The sequence below is a fragment of the Staphylococcus schweitzeri genome, from assembly GCF_002902405.1.
GTDB classification, from domain to species: Bacteria; Bacillota; Bacilli; order Staphylococcales; family Staphylococcaceae; genus Staphylococcus; species Staphylococcus schweitzeri.
This window is the reverse complement of the sequence record NZ_PPQS01000003.1, coordinates 1-16,186: the sequence shown is the minus strand read 5'-3', so window position 1 is coordinate 16,186 and position 16,186 is coordinate 1. Positions and strand designations below refer to the sequence as shown.

Sequence of the window (16,186 nt, the reverse complement as noted above, 5' to 3'; positions counted from 1 at the left end):
ATTTAAAAACCTCCCGCTTTAACTAAAATAATACCGATAGAATGCAAAGTTAAAATTCCTAAAATCCCCCAAAGTACCAATGCTAATCCTTTCTTATAAAAATGATATTTTTTTGTAGATATTTTTGAATTTATATAAATCTGTGATAAAATATCATGGATTTCTTCTTCTGATGTTCTATTAATTCTTTGCTTTTTATACTCAGAATAAGTCTTGCTTGAAATGCTTTCAAAATAATATAAGGAGTCATTTTCTATTCCGTTATATGCCTTAACAGATTTTCTTAACTGGGGAAAAAGCACCCTAATTATATTAAATACTCCATCAAAAAATAAAAAATAGACCGCTCCTTCAAATATTAAATAAATTAAATTCGAAAAATTTATATTGTTCAATGCGTTTAATACTATTTCTTTTTGACTATCTAAGAATAATTTAGAAGAAATAGTAACAATAAAAACTCCTAACATTGCTAAAACAATTGAAGCTTTTGTATCACAACTCTTTATCCACTCTAAATGCCTATCTAACTCGTTTAAAAGCTCATTTTTTAAATTGTTGTTTTCCATCAGATTAATCATCCTTTTGAATTATAAAAAATTAAAAACTAATATTTTCATAATTTAAATTTCTATTTTACAATCTACTTTATTATGAAAACTCTTATTACAAATAATTATAACAAATCAAGAACTTACGTTCTCTATATATTCATAATTCTTAAGATATAAATATTTAAAAATGAGAAATGGATTATTTGATGAACAGCAATTGGAGACGTGGTTGCAAGCAATAATTGGAAATATGGATACGAAAGATGTAAAAGATGTGAATCGTCTACACTTAATTGGACAAATTCTATGAGAATAGATATTGTTAATTTAAGAAAGTAGGCGGTTTTATTATGACAAGAGAAATAAGATCATTTAGTTCAGAGTTTAAGTTACAAATGGGTAGATTATATAAAAATGGTAAACCTAGGAAATCGATAAAGCAACATCAAAACACTGGTTTATTCAATCATCAAGATAACCTATCAGATGAAGAAAAAGAGCTGATTAAATTACGCAAAGAAGTCCAACATTTAAGGATAGAGAACGATATTTTAAAGCAAGAAGCGCTGATCATGGGACGAAAAAAGTAGTCATTCTACTAATGAAACACCTAATAATGAAAATCAATCGAATCAAATTCAAAATAATAGTCAAGATCAATCTAAAACAGAAGAAGATACAAATGATGAACAAAAAGTAAGTAGAGATAATGTTTTTGATTACGCTATTGACATGAAGTAGGAGATGCTGATTTATTAAAGTTCATAAAACCGGAATACAATGGTTCAAAATGGACAATTAATGTAAATAATAAATCAGGTATTGAGGCTAATACCATCGTAGTTAAAGATGATGAAACAGTTCAAATATGGAATGGATTTAAAACATCTATGAATCATGAAACTAAAATTGAATTGTAGAAAGAATTAATGAGACATCAAGTATACTAACTAATAATACATGCGGTCTATATAAATATATAATAAGAATCAAAGAATTAATACTATAAACAGCGCATTTCCTACTTTTTGGAGTAGGAAATGCTCTTAAAATTATATTTTTTTGATTGTTATTTACATTTTTTAATGCTAAATACTTAATTTAATAGTTGATTGTTAAACTGATCCTTAAATTCTTTTCTTTTTGTTAAATCATCAGAATAAAAGCATAATCCTACTAATCTAACATCATTATTTTCAGCAAGTACTTCAATATCATGTCTTTTATTCAATGATAACATAAATTGCTCTTTCCATTTATCATTTAATAATAAATGTTGACCTTTAGGTTCTACAAATACTTGATATGTGTATTCATTATCTTTTAAGTACAACAAGAAGTCAGGCATAAAACCTCTCACACCATCTATTTCTCTAAACTTAATTTTACGTTCGTTACGTATTAAATAAACTTCTTCGTATTTATTTTGTAGATCTTCCATCATGTTATTGATTAAGTCAATCAAATCACTCTCAAGACCATTTACAATAGCTTTATCATAAATGTACCAATCATGTTGTCCCATATTTTTAGGTCTCTTCTGATCATCTAAGTCTGTTACATCTCTATTGACATTATTCACTTCGACAACATAATCATCGATTAATTCTGAAAGTTTCATACCTTCAAAAATAGTTGTACCTTTGACTTTCAGATAATTATTTTTAATTTTTGTTTCTAAATTACTTAAATAATCATTCAATACAGACAACTTTAGTTTAGATGTGATATCACTAATATCCATCTCTTTTGGTATAGTTACACTGATATCTAAATCTCCTAAAAAATCTTTTGACTTTATAAATGTCTGCATACTTGTGATACTAGGTACATACTCTTTTAAATTAGAATATCTAAAGAATGGATTACTTCTTAAAGCTTTTTGTAATAATGGTTTATTAATATTTAATCTTATTTCTTTACGATCTTCAGCTATAGCTTTAATACCTTGAGTTAAATTTGACTCACTAACCTTGAATAGCTCCTTTTGATATTCCCTAGATGCGTTATAATTTTCTAATTTCTTGTAGTCCTCAGCAGTTGTTGGCACTGTTTTGTTAACATATATTTTTCCAAATTTGAAAAGGTCAGTTTTTTTAAATTTATTTTTCACTTTTCCTTCGTGTATCTCGCTTATATCAGCATTTGTTTGAACTTTTGCTTCTGTTAAAGATTGGTGTAAATTTTTAATATAAGAAGAGTCATTAATCGTATGATAATGTAACGTTTCGATTGATTTTAAATCACTAAATTCATTATCAAATCTACGCTTATACGATTTTTCTTCTTCATAAATAAATGGATAATATCTAGCTCCTCGACCGATGAGCTGCGCTTCTGCATTCGTCGCGTTTTTGTTGACCTTTTTCTTCTCATCTATTTTGACAATATCGAAAAGATTTAAGACGTCCCAACCTTCATTAAGTTTGTACACTGCAAAGATAGCTCTTATAGGGTTATCTGGATCTTCTAGATTATTCAGTAATTGAGCATTTTTCTCTTTTTCTTTATCATTATTTACATTTAATGTCGTTTGTTCATTAAAATCCCATTTCAAGTCATCTAACACTTTTACTATATTTGCTTGCTTATAAAAACTGAAGACCTTACTCCAAATACTATTTTGGCCACTGTAAAATTTAAAACCATTATCAATTATCGTTTCTAATTGCTCATAAGTTAATTGTTCTAAACGGTCAAGCATCATTTGATGTATTTCTTGTGAGCCTTTAATAGAAGTCGATTGAAACATGATAACTGGCTTAAGCGTTATATGGTTTTTATCAGCTATATAATTTTTGTATTCACTCATTAATAAAGCATGTAATATTTTATGTTCATTTTCTTCACTCGCATGCAAAAGTGTCACGTTTTTTGAATAACCTTGTTGCATAAATTCCTTTAAATCATAGCGATAAAGAATTCTATCTTTATATTTTTCAAAAATATCATCTTCTAACTGTACCGTAGCTGTAAATTCTAACAATTTATTCTTTTTGTTTTGCTTCATAATCCTATCAACAGTTACTTCCCAGTTAGTTTCTTCAATTTGCTGAGTAGTTTTTTTGCCTTTTTTCTTTGTGCTGACATTTAGATGATGAGCTTCATCAGCTAATAACACAATAGGAAATTGAGCTAAATCTTCATAAGTAATTTCATTTTCTCTTGGATAATTTAATTTATCATGCAATGCATTAATCGTTGTTAATTTAAGGTAAATCGTATTTTCATCAGGTAAAACGGGATAATTATCTACTACTTGAATATTTATCAATTTACCATCAATGACAATGCCTTCTGGATTAAACAAATACTTACTAGATGACGTGTTGGTTAAATTGTCATACGTTTTATTGACAATCGCAGTACTATTAACAAAAAACAAGAAATTTTGATAACCTTTTTCTTTAAATAAATATAATACTGATGCAGCTAAAACAAGTGTTTTACCAGAACCAGTTGCCATATTAAACATCAATTTGTTGTATAAATTACCTTCATCTTGCTCTTCAAGATACATTAATCTTTGCACAGCTTCTTCTTGATATGGTCTTAAATGATGATTTAAATTATCAATAATATAATTAGGTATATCTGGATACTGTAAAAACAGTTGATTTTCTATACGATCATGTAGCATTTCTGACATAATTACTCACCTCCGTAGAAGCTATGGTTAAATGCTATTTCATCTTCTGTGAAATTATATGCTGAATCTTCAATGTCAGAGTAATTAACATATAATTGATTACTATCTAACAATCTAATTAGCACTTCTTTTTGGTCTTCAAGTTCTAATTCATGAAATTCTTTTTTAGTACTTGTAAACTTATCAAAATCTACTTCATAATTAAGAACTCCATCATTTAATAATTTATCGATTTGTTGACTTAGTTCTTCTTTTGTCCCACAATTTATAAGACTTTCAACGATTTCTTGATTTTCTTTTGCCAATTCAACATATACAAAAGAACCACCACCTTGCCAATCTAAATCAGTTGAAACACCACCTTGCTCACCCTCAATAACTTTTTGTAACCTTGGGATAGATACAGTATTAATGTAGTCCATTTGTTCAACACCAATATATTGACGATTCATTTTATGTGCTACCGCTTGAGTAGTGGCAGAACCCATAAAGAAATCTAATACAATATCATTTTGTGAAGAAGTAATATCTACTAAACTTTTAATTAGTTTTTCAGGCTTAGCAAAATTAAATACTCTCTTATTAAAAAGTTTATTTATTTCATTAGCTCCTCTTTGATTAGTTCCAAATTCTATACCCCAAAAATCATTCGGTATCTGTCCTTTAGTATCATCTAGATATATTTTTACATAAGGTTGGCCATCACCTCTTGTTGTCCAATATATTTTGCCTTCATTATCTAATTTCTCTATTTCTTCCTTTGTTTTCATCCACGGTCCATTTAAAGTGGTACCCATTTTAGTTTTTAGTTCATAATAATATCTTCCTCGAGTTTTATGTAGCAGTATTCCTCTTCTAAACTTACCATTATTGTCTTCATAACTATATTCATTTTTAGCTTTTTCAGATAAAGGAATTCTATTTAAGGTAGCATTTGAAGTTTTTCTATATAAAAGGATATAATCAATTACGTTTGAAAAAGTTCCAATATTCGATTGGTTATCACTCTTTCTCCATGTAATTGTGCCTATATAATTATTTTTAGTATCAGAACAGAAAATTTCATCAGCTAATACCTTTAAATACTCATATGCATCTATACCTATCATAATTGCAATGATTCCATCTTCTCTTAATAAATCTCTTGCAGTTTGCAATCTGTTTTTCATAAAAATTAACCAGGTAGAAAAATTAAAATTTGAGTTATAGTCAAAACTATCAGCAGCTTTTGTTTTATTAAAATAGTATGGTGGATCAATTATTATACTTTTTACTTTCTTTTTATATGCCTTTTTGAGACTAAATAAAGAGAATAAATTATTTCCTTTTATAATTAGATTATCTGTACTTTCAATACTTTTAATATCATGTTGCCCATTTTTATCGTACTTCTTAACTTTGGTGAAAGCTTTAGGTGATAATAAAGTATCAATTTCTTCTTTAGCAATTACTTCATTGTAAAATTTTTCATTATTTTTTAAAATACTATCTTCTTTAGTCATTCCACCTTCAAATACACAGTCCTTAAATGGAAAATCTAATACCACATCAGAATTATAATTCAAATATTTACCTTCCGCCGTTAAACCAATTTTATTAGCATACTTAGTATAGCTATCTTGCCAGTAATTTTTATAACGTAACAATGAAATTAATGATTCTTTGTCGAATATTTTATACCCATCTATGTCTTGAACATATGTTTCATTAATAGATTTATTAGCTAAAAGCTTAGAAATCAATTTAGTATCGTTATTACGTAAATCTTCTATTATTATTTGTTTTGCTAGTTTTTCATTTATCCAATATTTTTCTACTCCACTTAGTATTTCACTGATTTCATCTAATATGTTGGCACTCATATAATCTCTCCATACATCGAAATTTAGTATATATCTTTATGATAATAGACTTTGTAATAAAAATACACAGGGAATGTCCAATTCATTATACCTTTTCTAATGAAACTTCAACTAAATGTTATTGGAATACCAAAAACTGCATCACTTATGATACGCTTCTCCACGCATAATCTTAAACGCTCTATACACTTGCTCAATTAACACAACCCGCATCATTTGATGTGGAAATGTCATTTTGCTGAATGATAGTGCGTAGTTACTGCGTTGTAAGACGTCCTTGTGCAGGCCGTTTGATCCGCCAATGACGAATACAAAGTCACTTTGCCCTTGGGTCATGCGTTGGTTCAACTCTTGGGCCAATCCTTCGGAAGATAGCATTTTTCCTTGTATTTCTAATGTAATTACTGTGGATTGTGGTTTGATTTTGGCTAGTATTCGTTGGCCTTCTTTTTCTTTTACTTGCTCAATTTCTTTGTCGCTCATATTTTCTGGTGCTTTTTCGTCTGGAACTTCTATGATGTCTATCTTGGTGTATGGGCCTAAACGTTTTTCATATTCTGCTATGGCTTGCTTCCAATATTTCTCTTTTAGTTTCCCTACAGCTAAAATGGTGATTTTCATGTCGTTTGGTCCTCCAAATTGTTATCAACTTTCCAGTTATCCACAAGTTATTAACTTGTTCACACTGTTCCCTCTTATTATACCAATATTTTTTGCAGTTTTTGATATTTTTCTGACATTTATGCCCAATTTTTAGTGTATAACTTGTGTATTTGTGGATAACTCTGTGGGCATTGTGGGTATTTCTCTTTAAATTGTACACAATTCTGGATAACTATCCCCATTTCTGTGGATAAATACCTTGATGTCTTATTACTTATCCCCGTTTTTATATCCATATTTATCAACGGTTATAGCTTTTTTCCATAAAAAAACACTACCGTACCTCTTATTTAAGAAATACAGTAGTATTGTTTTCAATATATTTTAGCTAGCTTTTCTACGTCGTACTGTCGCGATTAAACCTATACCTGCTACTAATACAAACATCGCTGCTGGGCTTGAACTTTGATCAGCTCCAGTTTTTGGTAACTGTTTCTCATGGACGCTATCTTTAGGCGCTGACATTCGAGTCAATTGTTTCCCACTCTTACTTGATACAGCACTTCCTTCCAATGCGCGATCAGAACCTTCTGTACCGCTACTAACAGTTCCTCTATGCGTTGGTAACAACACAACTTTACTTGGCGCTGATTGCTTCACTGAATCCATCACTTTGTCTTTACCAATTGGTTGTTTATCTTTACCAGACTTACTACCTTTGCTACCTTGTTGTCCTTTAGCTGGTTGTTCACTTGCTGCTGGTTTACCTAATAACATACGTTGTGGTTCTGTCGTATCATACTTAGCTAAGTTAGCTGTTTTTAAATAACTTGCTAGTACTTGATCTAATGAAATACCTTCTTCTCTAGGTCCGCCGAACATACTATATCCGTCTCCACCTGATGCTGTGAAGTCATTCATCGTTACATGATATACACGTTTTAAATCAATATTTTCAAACTTACCTGTCTCTTTATTTAAAATTTGAATAGCATTAATTCGTTTACCAGACGGTTTATTCATATCATAGTAAACACGAATTGAATCAGAGATATGTAGTAAACCACCATTCGCTGTTAATACTGTCTTACCGTCTTTTTGTGTTATTGGTGCGCCTAAGCTATGTTCGAAAGCCGTCCAGACGTCTGAACCTTTTACATCAATTTGCGCAATCGTATTTCCAAATGGTAATACTGAGATTAAATCATAGCGTGTCACCTTACCTTTTGCGATAGAGGCACGAATACCTCCACCATTTGTCACGGCAAAGTCAGTCTTTTTAGAGAAATTCTTAACGCCATATGCTTCCATAGCATCTGCAATCGCGTTTCCTAAATTTGTTTCACGCGTTCTAACGTCATCTCTTTCTCCTTTGAAATCAATCGTATTATTTGGAATAATAACCTCTGCTGTTTGTGCTCTAAATGTTTGATCAGCTTGATTAATTTGTTCAGCTAATGCTTTGTTCGGTGTCACATTTTCAACGTCTTTAACATTAATCAATGATGGCTTAATATTCGATACTTCTCCATTGCGGTAATTAAATGTAATCTTACCGATATTCGCAAGTGCTGTACCTGTTTGTGCTAATGCATCATTGTTATATATTTGACCATTTTGAAGTACGGTATGTGAATGACCATCAATGACTGTAATACGTTTCTTCAATTGTGGATTTTGACTTAATTGTTTCACTAAGTAATCACCACGCCATGTTTCTTGTGTTGAAGGATCAATCCCTAAATGTGATATAACAACAAATGTATCTACGTCTTTATAAATACGCATCATTTCTGCTGTCACACTTTGTAATGGATCTCTAAATTCAACACCTTTAATGCCTTCAGGTCTTGTTTTCGTCTTTGTTTCTGGTGTCGTTACGCCAATAATTCCATAACGAATACCATTTTTCGTTACAATCGTTGATGGTTTAAATGCGCGTTTTCCATCTTTATAAACGTTAGTGCTTAGCATCGGGAAGTCTAACATACCCTCTAACTTTTTCAACTGATTGTATCCAAAGTCAAATTCGTGGTTACCGACTGCCATAGCATCATAACCTACTGCATTCATTGCTTTAGCCATTTCTTCACCTTTAGACTGGTTTGAAAGTGGTAAACCTTGGAAGGCGTCTCCTGCGTCTAACATTAAATCAGGCTTTTCTTGTTCTTTTACTGTTTTTAATTTAGCCATACCGATGACACGCCCTTTTTCTTCGGCTAGTCGGCCATGGATATCATTTGTATGTAATATTTTATGTGTTGTTGTTTGTGGTGCATTAGCAGCAAACATTCGTGGTGAAAGTGATGCTGTTTTAGCATTTGATAATTTGAACGTTGCTGTGTGAGTTAGTTTTTGTGTTGAGGCTTGTTGTGTATCTATATCGCGCGTTTCGTTTACTGTTGTTGAAACTGCTGTAGATGGTTTGTTAGAAAATGCGTTGGATGTTACTTTATTGTTTATTTCATCAGCTGTTCCCTGTGCTGATGCTGATACGTTGGTTGCCGCTTCTTCACCAGATTGATGAGCCGCTTCCTTTGTTGGCGGTACTTGTTGCTTATCTGTTGTTGCTTTGTCTATCGTTGTTACTGCATGTGCTTTCATTGGTGTATGCTGCTCAGCCGCGTTCGAGACATGCCATAATCCCATCACACTAAAAAGCAAAACGAGCCATACACTTGTTTTAAGTAATAAAGCTTTCATTTCGTTCCCTCCATTAACTGTCATACACCAATATATTATCATAATCCTTATATTAAAATGATTGATTTTATGTAAATTATTTATAAATTACATTTAATATCGAATTATTTTTTACATTTCAACTAGAACCTTAATTTCAACAACAGCCATTTCCCACCAACAACATAAAAAAAGCACCCGATAAAGTCGTCTCACAGCAGTGCGGAACTTTATAGGGTGACTCTCATTTAAATTGTATATATTGGCGTTGGAATAGCTTTATCCGTATCACATAGCAATACTTCTTTTTCCGTATCAATATCATGTTCGTTCAATATTTGGCCAACACTCATACGCGCCAAATCTTTCATGTTATTATCTTGTGATAAATGCGATAAGTAAATACGTTTCGTGTTACCTGTAATCACGTCTGTCATCGCATGACCCGCATCCTCATTAGATACGTGCCCCATATCGCCTAAAATACGTTGTTTCGTCTTCCATGGATAACGACACATTCTCAACATATCGACGTCATGATTACTCTCAAAAATAAACGCATCACTGCCACGTATCATACCTTTCATACGATCAGACACGTAACCTGTATCTGTTAAAATCGTAAACTTCTTATAGTTATTATGGAAAATATAAAATTGCGGATCTATTGCATCATGTGACACGTTAAACGATTCAACATCGAAACCTGCAATAGATTTCGTTTCATAAGGATTAAAAATGAACTTCTGATCCATAGGGATGCGACTATCTTTCTTTTCAATTGCCTGCCAAGTCTTTTCATTCGCATAAATTGGCAATTGATATTTACGCGCCAAGACACCTAACCCTTTAATATGATCAATGTGTTCATGAGTTACTAAAATACCATTTAAATCTTGAATATTGCGGTCGATTTGACTAAATAATTCTTCCATTTTCTTGCCAGTCAAACCAACATCAACTAATAGACTACCTTTTTCATTTTCTACAAAAGTGGCGTTACCTGTACTACCACTTGCTAATACACTCATGCGTATCAAGCGGCTCATCCTTTCTCTTTAAGCAGTCACTCTTTCTATATGACTGCAATATACATCAGTGCAAATATACGATTTTCCCTACAGAAACTATCAGTATATGCGCTGTTTTGTATACCTTTCCTATTATGTAACTTTAGTTCATCGACCGGTCTCTTATAATTAAATTTTGATAATCACGTGCAATGAATGTCCTAGTTATTATAACAATGATTAGACAAATACTAAAGTTTTTAAAATAGCAGTTACGCTAATTTTACAATGCGGTACTACTTATTATATGAATAAATGCACATATTAGTACGCAAAAACGTCATCCATAAAAAACGCACACTAAAAAAGCTAGCACCGCTCCTCACATATTATGAGCTTGCAATGCTAGCTTATTACGATTCATATTAATGATTAATAATTTTAGGGTTATTATTTGTCGCTTCAACATAGTAAGTATTCGTTTTATCCTTACCGTCATGCTTCACTTTAATTTCCCAGTTTGGCTGTAACAATTGAACATTCGTTTCATTCACGACTGAATAATAACCGAGTCTTGCATTAATGACTTCATCACCTTTTTTCAAGTAACGATTATAATATAATGCCTCGATTGCTTTTCTCACACCAATTACTTGACGTTTCTTATCTGCACCATCTGTTGGCTTAATGTCATCCATCATTGATTGTTTGTAACTGGCCGCTTTGTTATCTTCTATATTAAAGTTCAACATCGCTTTACTATTGTTCAAAATCGGGAAATTATCATATGTTTGTTCGTATTTTACAGAACCAGAACTAATATCGCTTAATTGATATTCTGAACCTTTGAACACACGTTTGTTAACATAATCTTTTAAATCTTTTAAGTTGTTATCACTAACTTTTACCGATTGACTAATGTTCGCATTTAATAATTTTCCACCATCTGAGGTGGATAAATCAGAATCACCCTTAGCTTTAGAACTAAAGTCTTTTGAACGACCCGTAATTTGTTCTAATTGTATACCTTTAACAGATTTATTCAATATACTGGCCGGTACTTTAATTTCTTCTTGTTGAAAATTCACTTCATTGTTACTTTCAACTTCATTAATATGTGAACGATTAACTTTATTAACATAAATCGATACTAACACGATGTTGACAAGAATAAACACGAAAATGAAAAGTGTCTTCGTAAGCTTCCAGTTCATTTATTCAAGCCTCCCATCGTTATAAACATACCATTTACCATCATACTCTACATACCAACGTGGTACGAGCTCGCTATTAATCTGCACTTCGATGTGATTATGGTCTGGATTGTCTTGCATTTCGTAACCGATAGCAATGTTCGTTACTTTTTCAAAATTGATGTCACTATTGTTCGCTAAACTTGAACGTACAGACTCTAATTTCGGTAATTTTTTATTATCCTCACTGTTTAAAACAACATCCGTGCGCAATAACGAACGACGATAATCAAAGACGCCTTTTTCACCCCAAGTGACTTGAATTTGATTAGAGCCTTCTTTATTAAACGTTGGATAACCATTAAGGAAACGTTGATATGTTAGCTCGCCTGACTGATTATTCGTACTAAACAATCTGAAGTCTTCATTTAAGAAACCACCATGATTATTAATAAAATCAAATGTTCCTGGTATCGTTTCTTCCATTTTGCTGGAACTTGCTTCATCTTCAGACAAGTTTTTGTAATGATATTTTTCATTTTTATCATTATAGTTTGCGACACCTGTATTATTGTTATAAGTAGTGACACCACTCTTCGAACTACGCACAATGGTTGAATCATCAAATAATATAGCATTCATTTTTTCAACACTAATTGTATTAAATACCATGCGATATGTTTTTAACTTTTCAGGTTTACTTGGTGCAAAGACATGTGTCGTACGATCAATTGTATCTTTATTTGTAATGATATCTGTGTATGGTTGCATATCTTTTTTAACTGTAGATAAGGCATCCATAAAGTGGTCATTTTTCGTTGTAGTTGTCAATTTCACGTAATCGTGACGATTTTTACTAATAGCATAAAGTACGATATGTCCTTGGGTGTCATGATCAATCACTAAACGATTGAAATTGAAATGATTTGGTACTTTCGCATTCATGTTCAGTACTTGACCAAGATACGTTGATAAAGGTAAATCATACGTAAAATCAAATATCGTAAAATCACTGCTCAAATCAGGAATCATCAAGTTATGATCACGGCGAACATGTTCCACGGACTTCACCGCTTTATTTTTCAAAGGTTTCGTCAGTTTATTCACATTAGATACCGTCGCAATCGTACCTTCAGGATGATCATTTTTCGAATGAATAATCTGAAATGGCGTAATGGTTGTATCCATTTTGGCTGTCATAGGTGTCGTTAAAGGTTTCGTTTCACTCTTCTTACTATCTGTATTGTCGACATTTGCAATATCAGGAGAAAAGTTCCATACCATATATGTCAATACGACACTCATCAAGACGAGTAGCGCTAAAATGACAGATTTAATATGTTCCTTATTATTCATCCCAATCACCGTCTTCGATAGCTTCACACGGAAGTGTAATAAAGATAGATGTGCCTTGACCTTCAACACTGTTTGCCCAAATACGACCATTGTGTGCTTCCACAATCTCTTTCGAAATGGCTAATCCTAGTCCAGTACCACCCATTTTACGCGTACGTGCTTTATCTACACGATAGAATCTGTCGAATATTTTATCTACTTTATTAATAGGAATACCAATACCATTATCTTTAATACGGATAGTCATTCGATTATAAAGTGGATTTTGTTTCACGTGGAACTCGACACGTTTATCGCCTCTAGAATACTTCATCGCATTTGTAATGACATTATCAAATACTTGCGTCATTTTATCAGGATCAAATTCTGTGAAAATCGTCTTCTTCGGAATATCTCGAATAAATGTCGTATCTTTAGCAGACATTTCATGTCGGTTAATAATTTTATTAATAAACATGTTAAAATCGATAATTTCTTTGTTGATTTGATCTGATTCATTATCCATTTTAGATAACTGTAGCAAGTCATTGACCAGTCGAATCATTCGTTCTGTTTCTTCACGGGTAACAGATAAAAATTGTGGCGCAAGTTCCTCATCTTTCCATGCACCTTCTTCAAGTGCTTCAATGTAACTATTCATAGAAGTTAAAGGTGTACGTAACTCATGTGATACATTGGCAACAAATTCACGACGCTCACGTTCAACTTGTTGTTGTTCAGTAACGTCATGTAACACAGCGATATAACCAGTTACAAATCCTGTTTCCTGCACAATCGTACTAAAGTTAACACGTGCGATTAGACCTTCTTCTTCATTTAAATCTAATAAGAAACTATCATTATTCTCTTGAATTTCTTCCAGTTTAAATTCATCTTCAAGACTTAATACACTTAACATGTAATATCCGATGATGTCTTCTTTCGCCATACCAAGCATCTTAAGTGCCATATCATTGACGATACGAATACGTCCACGACGGTCTGTTGCGATAATACCATCACTCATATGTGTAATAACTGAGTCCAGTCTACGTTTCTCACTTTCAGTATTAGCCTGAGCTTCTTGCACACGTTTGGACAAGTTATTGAAAGCTAGGGCTAATTCGCCAATTTCATCATTACCATAAATCTTCACACGTTGTGTGTAGTTACCTCTGGACATTTCGACCGTCTGGTTACGCATATCGGTAATAGGTTTGGTAATTGTTCGCGCTATAAAGAATCCTAGGATGACTGTGATTAATAATGAAATAGCTGTACCAACAATGAATATTTGGTTTATATTATTTAATTGGTTATAAACGTCATTAATTTTTGATTCGATATAGATATTACCTATTACTTTTTTATCGACTTTCACTGGAATGTTATATACCCACACACGGTCTTTTCCGTTACCATAATCTTTTAAAATTAAATGATCATTTGATTGTCCTAACGATAACGCTTTTTGGACAGAACTATCATTCGCTTTTTGATTGATTAGACTACGGTTAGACTGCTTCGTCGTTGCAATAATAATTTGGTCTTTATCTATAAAACGAATTTCTCCAATTTCTTGACGGTTGGCATACTCACTTAATAAATTTTGAATATCTTTTTGTGCATTTACGGAGCCCTTTTCGTCATATACTTTTTCAATACTAATTTCTAATTGTTTAGCGTACTGCGTAATATTCTTCTTAAAATTATCAAGTAGCTCTTTTTCAAGGTTATTTGTAAAATATAACCCGATAATTTGCATACCAATGATAATCAGTAATACATAAACAATTACAAGTTTAGTATGAAGGGATTGTAGTTGTTTTAGCCACTTCATTCGTTTCGACCTCTACTCATGTTGTTGGAGGAAATATCCAACGCCTCTACGCGTCACAATATATTCAGGATGTGACGGATCATCTTCAATCTTTTCACGTAAACGACGAATCGTTACGTCGACCGTACGTACATCGCCAAAGTAATCATAGCCCCATACTGTTTGTAATAAATGTTCACGTGTCATTACTTGTCCCATATGTTTTGATAAATAATGGAACAATTCAAATTCACGATGTGTTAATTCAATATCTTCGCCACGTTTTTTAATAGAATATGCGTCTGGATAAATCACAATATCTTTAATTGTGATTTCATTCGTTACATTTCCAGTGTCTTGTGCTGGTTGTGAATAATGACGACGTAAGTTCGCTTTCACACGTGCGATTAATTCACGCGTGCTAAACGGTTTCGTTACATAGTCATCTGCACCTAGTTCTAAACCAAGCACTTTATCAATTTCTGAGTCTTTAGCAGTTAGCATAATAATTGGCATTTCGTACTTTTTGCGCACTTCACGACATACTTCCATACCATCACGACCAGGCAACATAATATCTAATAATACGATGTCTGGTTCTTCTTCATAAATTAAGTCTACTGCATCATTACCATCATATGCACAGTACACATCATATCCTTCTTTTTTTAAGTTAAATTCTAAAATATCAGCAATCGGTTTTTCATCATCAACTACAACAACTTTTCTAGCCATTTGCATAAACCTCTTTTCTTAAATCATTAATATTATTTTATCATTTTTTGTTCTTTATCGTTTATGTTTGTATAAAAAATCACAGGATGTCGCTTACTATTTTTGTTATTGTGCGCATTTTCCGTCTTATAACGTATAGTAACCTATTATATAATTTACCATTTATAAGCTATTAATTCTATTTTCCAATATAAACTTATATATTAATATTTTTCATTAGTTTCTCACGGTGTATTGTAGTAATAATTAGTCTTTCCCTATAACATGACCATGAAATCATTTTTATGCTATTAAAGATGCGAAAAAATTGTAATTCCTATTAGTGCGGATGTGAGGAAAATAAATACTATTATATTTATGATAAATGGGCTCTTTTAGCATATCACTAGGAAGAAGCATATTAACAAAGGTACATGGTAATCTAATTAAAAATTTTGTTTTATACATTTATCTTTAAATACATTGCAACTGAATTACCAGAAATTCGTACATTATAAAGAAAATGGACGAACAGATAAATCATTTTGTTTATCATTCGTCCATTTTTCTTTAATTAATATAATTTTAAGCGTAAAAAAATGCCTATCCTCTTGGATAGGCATTTATACGGTCTCGACGGGAATCGAACCCGCGATCTCCTGCGTGACAGGCAGGCGTGTTAACCGCTACACTACGAGACCTAAAAGATGGTGACTCCTACGGGACTCGAACCCGTGTTACCGCCGTGAAAGGGCGGTGTCTTAA

At 32.1% G+C, this 16,186-nt stretch carries 12 protein-coding genes and 1 tRNA gene; 2 read left to right on the top strand and 11 right to left on the bottom strand.

Translation table 11 applies throughout. The annotated features are described in order from the left end of the window. Window positions 1-2: 2 nt before the first annotated feature. A complete protein-coding gene (locus CD116_RS00745; protein ID WP_000429938.1) occupies window positions 3-569 on the bottom strand; it encodes a Pycsar system effector family protein in 567 nt (188 codons plus the stop codon). Window positions 570-741: 172 nt separating this feature from the next. Between CD116_RS00745 and CD116_RS14045 the strand changes: the two genes are divergently transcribed. Next, a complete protein-coding gene (locus CD116_RS14045) occupies window positions 742-864 on the top strand; it encodes a hypothetical protein (RefSeq protein ID WP_256123531.1) in 123 nt (40 codons plus the stop codon). A gap of 40 nt (window positions 865-904) precedes the next feature. Further along, window positions 905-1,144 (top strand): transposase, encoded by a 240-nt coding sequence (locus CD116_RS00735; RefSeq protein WP_000196389.1) that lies wholly within the window; start codon window positions 905-907, stop codon window positions 1,142-1,144. Between the two features lie 506 nt (window positions 1,145-1,650). Here CD116_RS00735 and CD116_RS00725 read toward each other — a convergent pair. The 10 genes from CD116_RS00725 to CD116_RS00680 form a co-directional block, all read right to left on the bottom strand. Continuing rightward, entirely contained in the window at window positions 1,651-4,203 is a 2,553-nt protein-coding gene (locus CD116_RS00725; RefSeq protein ID WP_047548316.1) for a DEAD/DEAH box helicase family protein, read from the bottom strand. Between the two features lie 2 nt (window positions 4,204-4,205). Continuing rightward, the gene (locus tag CD116_RS00720) at window positions 4,206-6,065 is read right to left on the bottom strand and encodes a DNA methyltransferase (RefSeq protein WP_047548311.1); all 1,860 of its coding nucleotides are present in this window, start codon (window positions 6,063-6,065) and stop codon (window positions 4,206-4,208) included. Window positions 6,066-6,206: 141 nt separating this feature from the next. After that, window positions 6,207-6,686: a 23S rRNA (pseudouridine(1915)-N(3))-methyltransferase RlmH gene (gene rlmH / locus CD116_RS00715; protein ID WP_000704775.1), complete on the bottom strand. Its 480-nt coding sequence runs from the start codon at window positions 6,684-6,686 to the stop codon at window positions 6,207-6,209. A gap of 366 nt (window positions 6,687-7,052) precedes the next feature. Continuing rightward, window positions 7,053-9,371, bottom strand: a complete 2,319-nt coding sequence (gene adsA, locus CD116_RS00710) for an LPXTG-anchored adenosine synthase AdsA (RefSeq protein ID WP_047548308.1) — start codon at window positions 9,369-9,371, stop codon at window positions 7,053-7,055. Between the two features lie 227 nt (window positions 9,372-9,598). Continuing rightward, window positions 9,599-10,399 carry an MBL fold metallo-hydrolase gene (locus CD116_RS00705; RefSeq protein WP_044033815.1) on the bottom strand — a complete coding sequence of 267 codons (801 nt, stop codon included), beginning with the start codon at window positions 10,397-10,399 and terminating at the stop codon, window positions 9,599-9,601. A gap of 386 nt (window positions 10,400-10,785) precedes the next feature. Further along, window positions 10,786-11,574, bottom strand: a complete 789-nt coding sequence (locus tag CD116_RS00700; protein WP_047530343.1) for a two-component system regulatory protein YycI — start codon at window positions 11,572-11,574, stop codon at window positions 10,786-10,788. Then, window positions 11,575-12,909 carry a two-component system activity regulator YycH gene (yycH, locus tag CD116_RS00695; RefSeq protein ID WP_047548302.1) on the bottom strand — a complete coding sequence of 445 codons (1,335 nt, stop codon included), beginning with the start codon at window positions 12,907-12,909 and terminating at the stop codon, window positions 11,575-11,577. Continuing rightward, window positions 12,902-14,728: a cell wall metabolism sensor histidine kinase WalK gene (gene walK, locus CD116_RS00690; protein WP_047424425.1), complete on the bottom strand. Its 1,827-nt coding sequence runs from the start codon at window positions 14,726-14,728 to the stop codon at window positions 12,902-12,904. Before walK ends, yycH begins: the two co-directional genes overlap by 8 nt. 12 nt (window positions 14,729-14,740) lie before the next feature. Then, window positions 14,741-15,442, bottom strand: coding sequence for a response regulator YycF (gene yycF / locus CD116_RS00685; protein WP_000101976.1), 702 nt, complete (start codon window positions 15,440-15,442; stop codon window positions 14,741-14,743). 607 nt (window positions 15,443-16,049) lie between these two features. Then, a tRNA-Asp gene (locus tag CD116_RS00680) sits at window positions 16,050-16,122 on the bottom strand. Between the last annotated feature and the right edge of the window lie 64 nt (window positions 16,123-16,186).

Excerpts from the sequence above, each read along its gene's own strand:
- CD116_RS14045 (WP_256123531.1), top strand. The coding sequence starts at position 742 with ATGAGAAATGGATTATTTGATGAACAGCAATTGGAGACGTGGTTGCAA.
- yycF (WP_000101976.1), bottom strand. The coding sequence starts at position 15,442 with ATGGCTAGAAAAGTTGTTGTAGTTGATGATGAAAAACCGATTGCTGAT.
- CD116_RS00720 (WP_047548311.1), bottom strand. The coding sequence starts at position 6,065 with ATGAGTGCCAACATATTAGATGAAATCAGTGAAATACTAAGTGGAGTA.
- rlmH (WP_000704775.1), bottom strand. The coding sequence starts at position 6,686 with ATGAAAATCACCATTTTAGCTGTAGGGAAACTAAAAGAGAAATATTGG.
- yycH (WP_047548302.1), bottom strand. The coding sequence starts at position 12,909 with ATGAATAATAAGGAACATATTAAATCTGTCATTTTAGCGCTACTCGTC.
- adsA (WP_047548308.1), bottom strand. The coding sequence starts at position 9,371 with ATGAAAGCTTTATTACTTAAAACAAGTGTATGGCTCGTTTTGCTTTTT.
- CD116_RS00725 (WP_047548316.1), bottom strand. The coding sequence starts at position 4,203 with ATGTCAGAAATGCTACATGATCGTATAGAAAATCAACTGTTTTTACAG.
- walK (WP_047424425.1), bottom strand. The coding sequence starts at position 14,728 with ATGAAGTGGCTAAAACAACTACAATCCCTTCATACTAAACTTGTAATT.
- CD116_RS00705 (WP_044033815.1), bottom strand. The coding sequence starts at position 10,399 with ATGAGCCGCTTGATACGCATGAGTGTATTAGCAAGTGGTAGTACAGGT.
- CD116_RS00700 (WP_047530343.1), bottom strand. The coding sequence starts at position 11,574 with ATGAACTGGAAGCTTACGAAGACACTTTTCATTTTCGTGTTTATTCTT.
- CD116_RS00735 (WP_000196389.1), top strand. The coding sequence starts at position 905 with ATGACAAGAGAAATAAGATCATTTAGTTCAGAGTTTAAGTTACAAATG.
- CD116_RS00745 (WP_000429938.1), bottom strand. The coding sequence starts at position 569 with ATGGAAAACAACAATTTAAAAAATGAGCTTTTAAACGAGTTAGATAGG.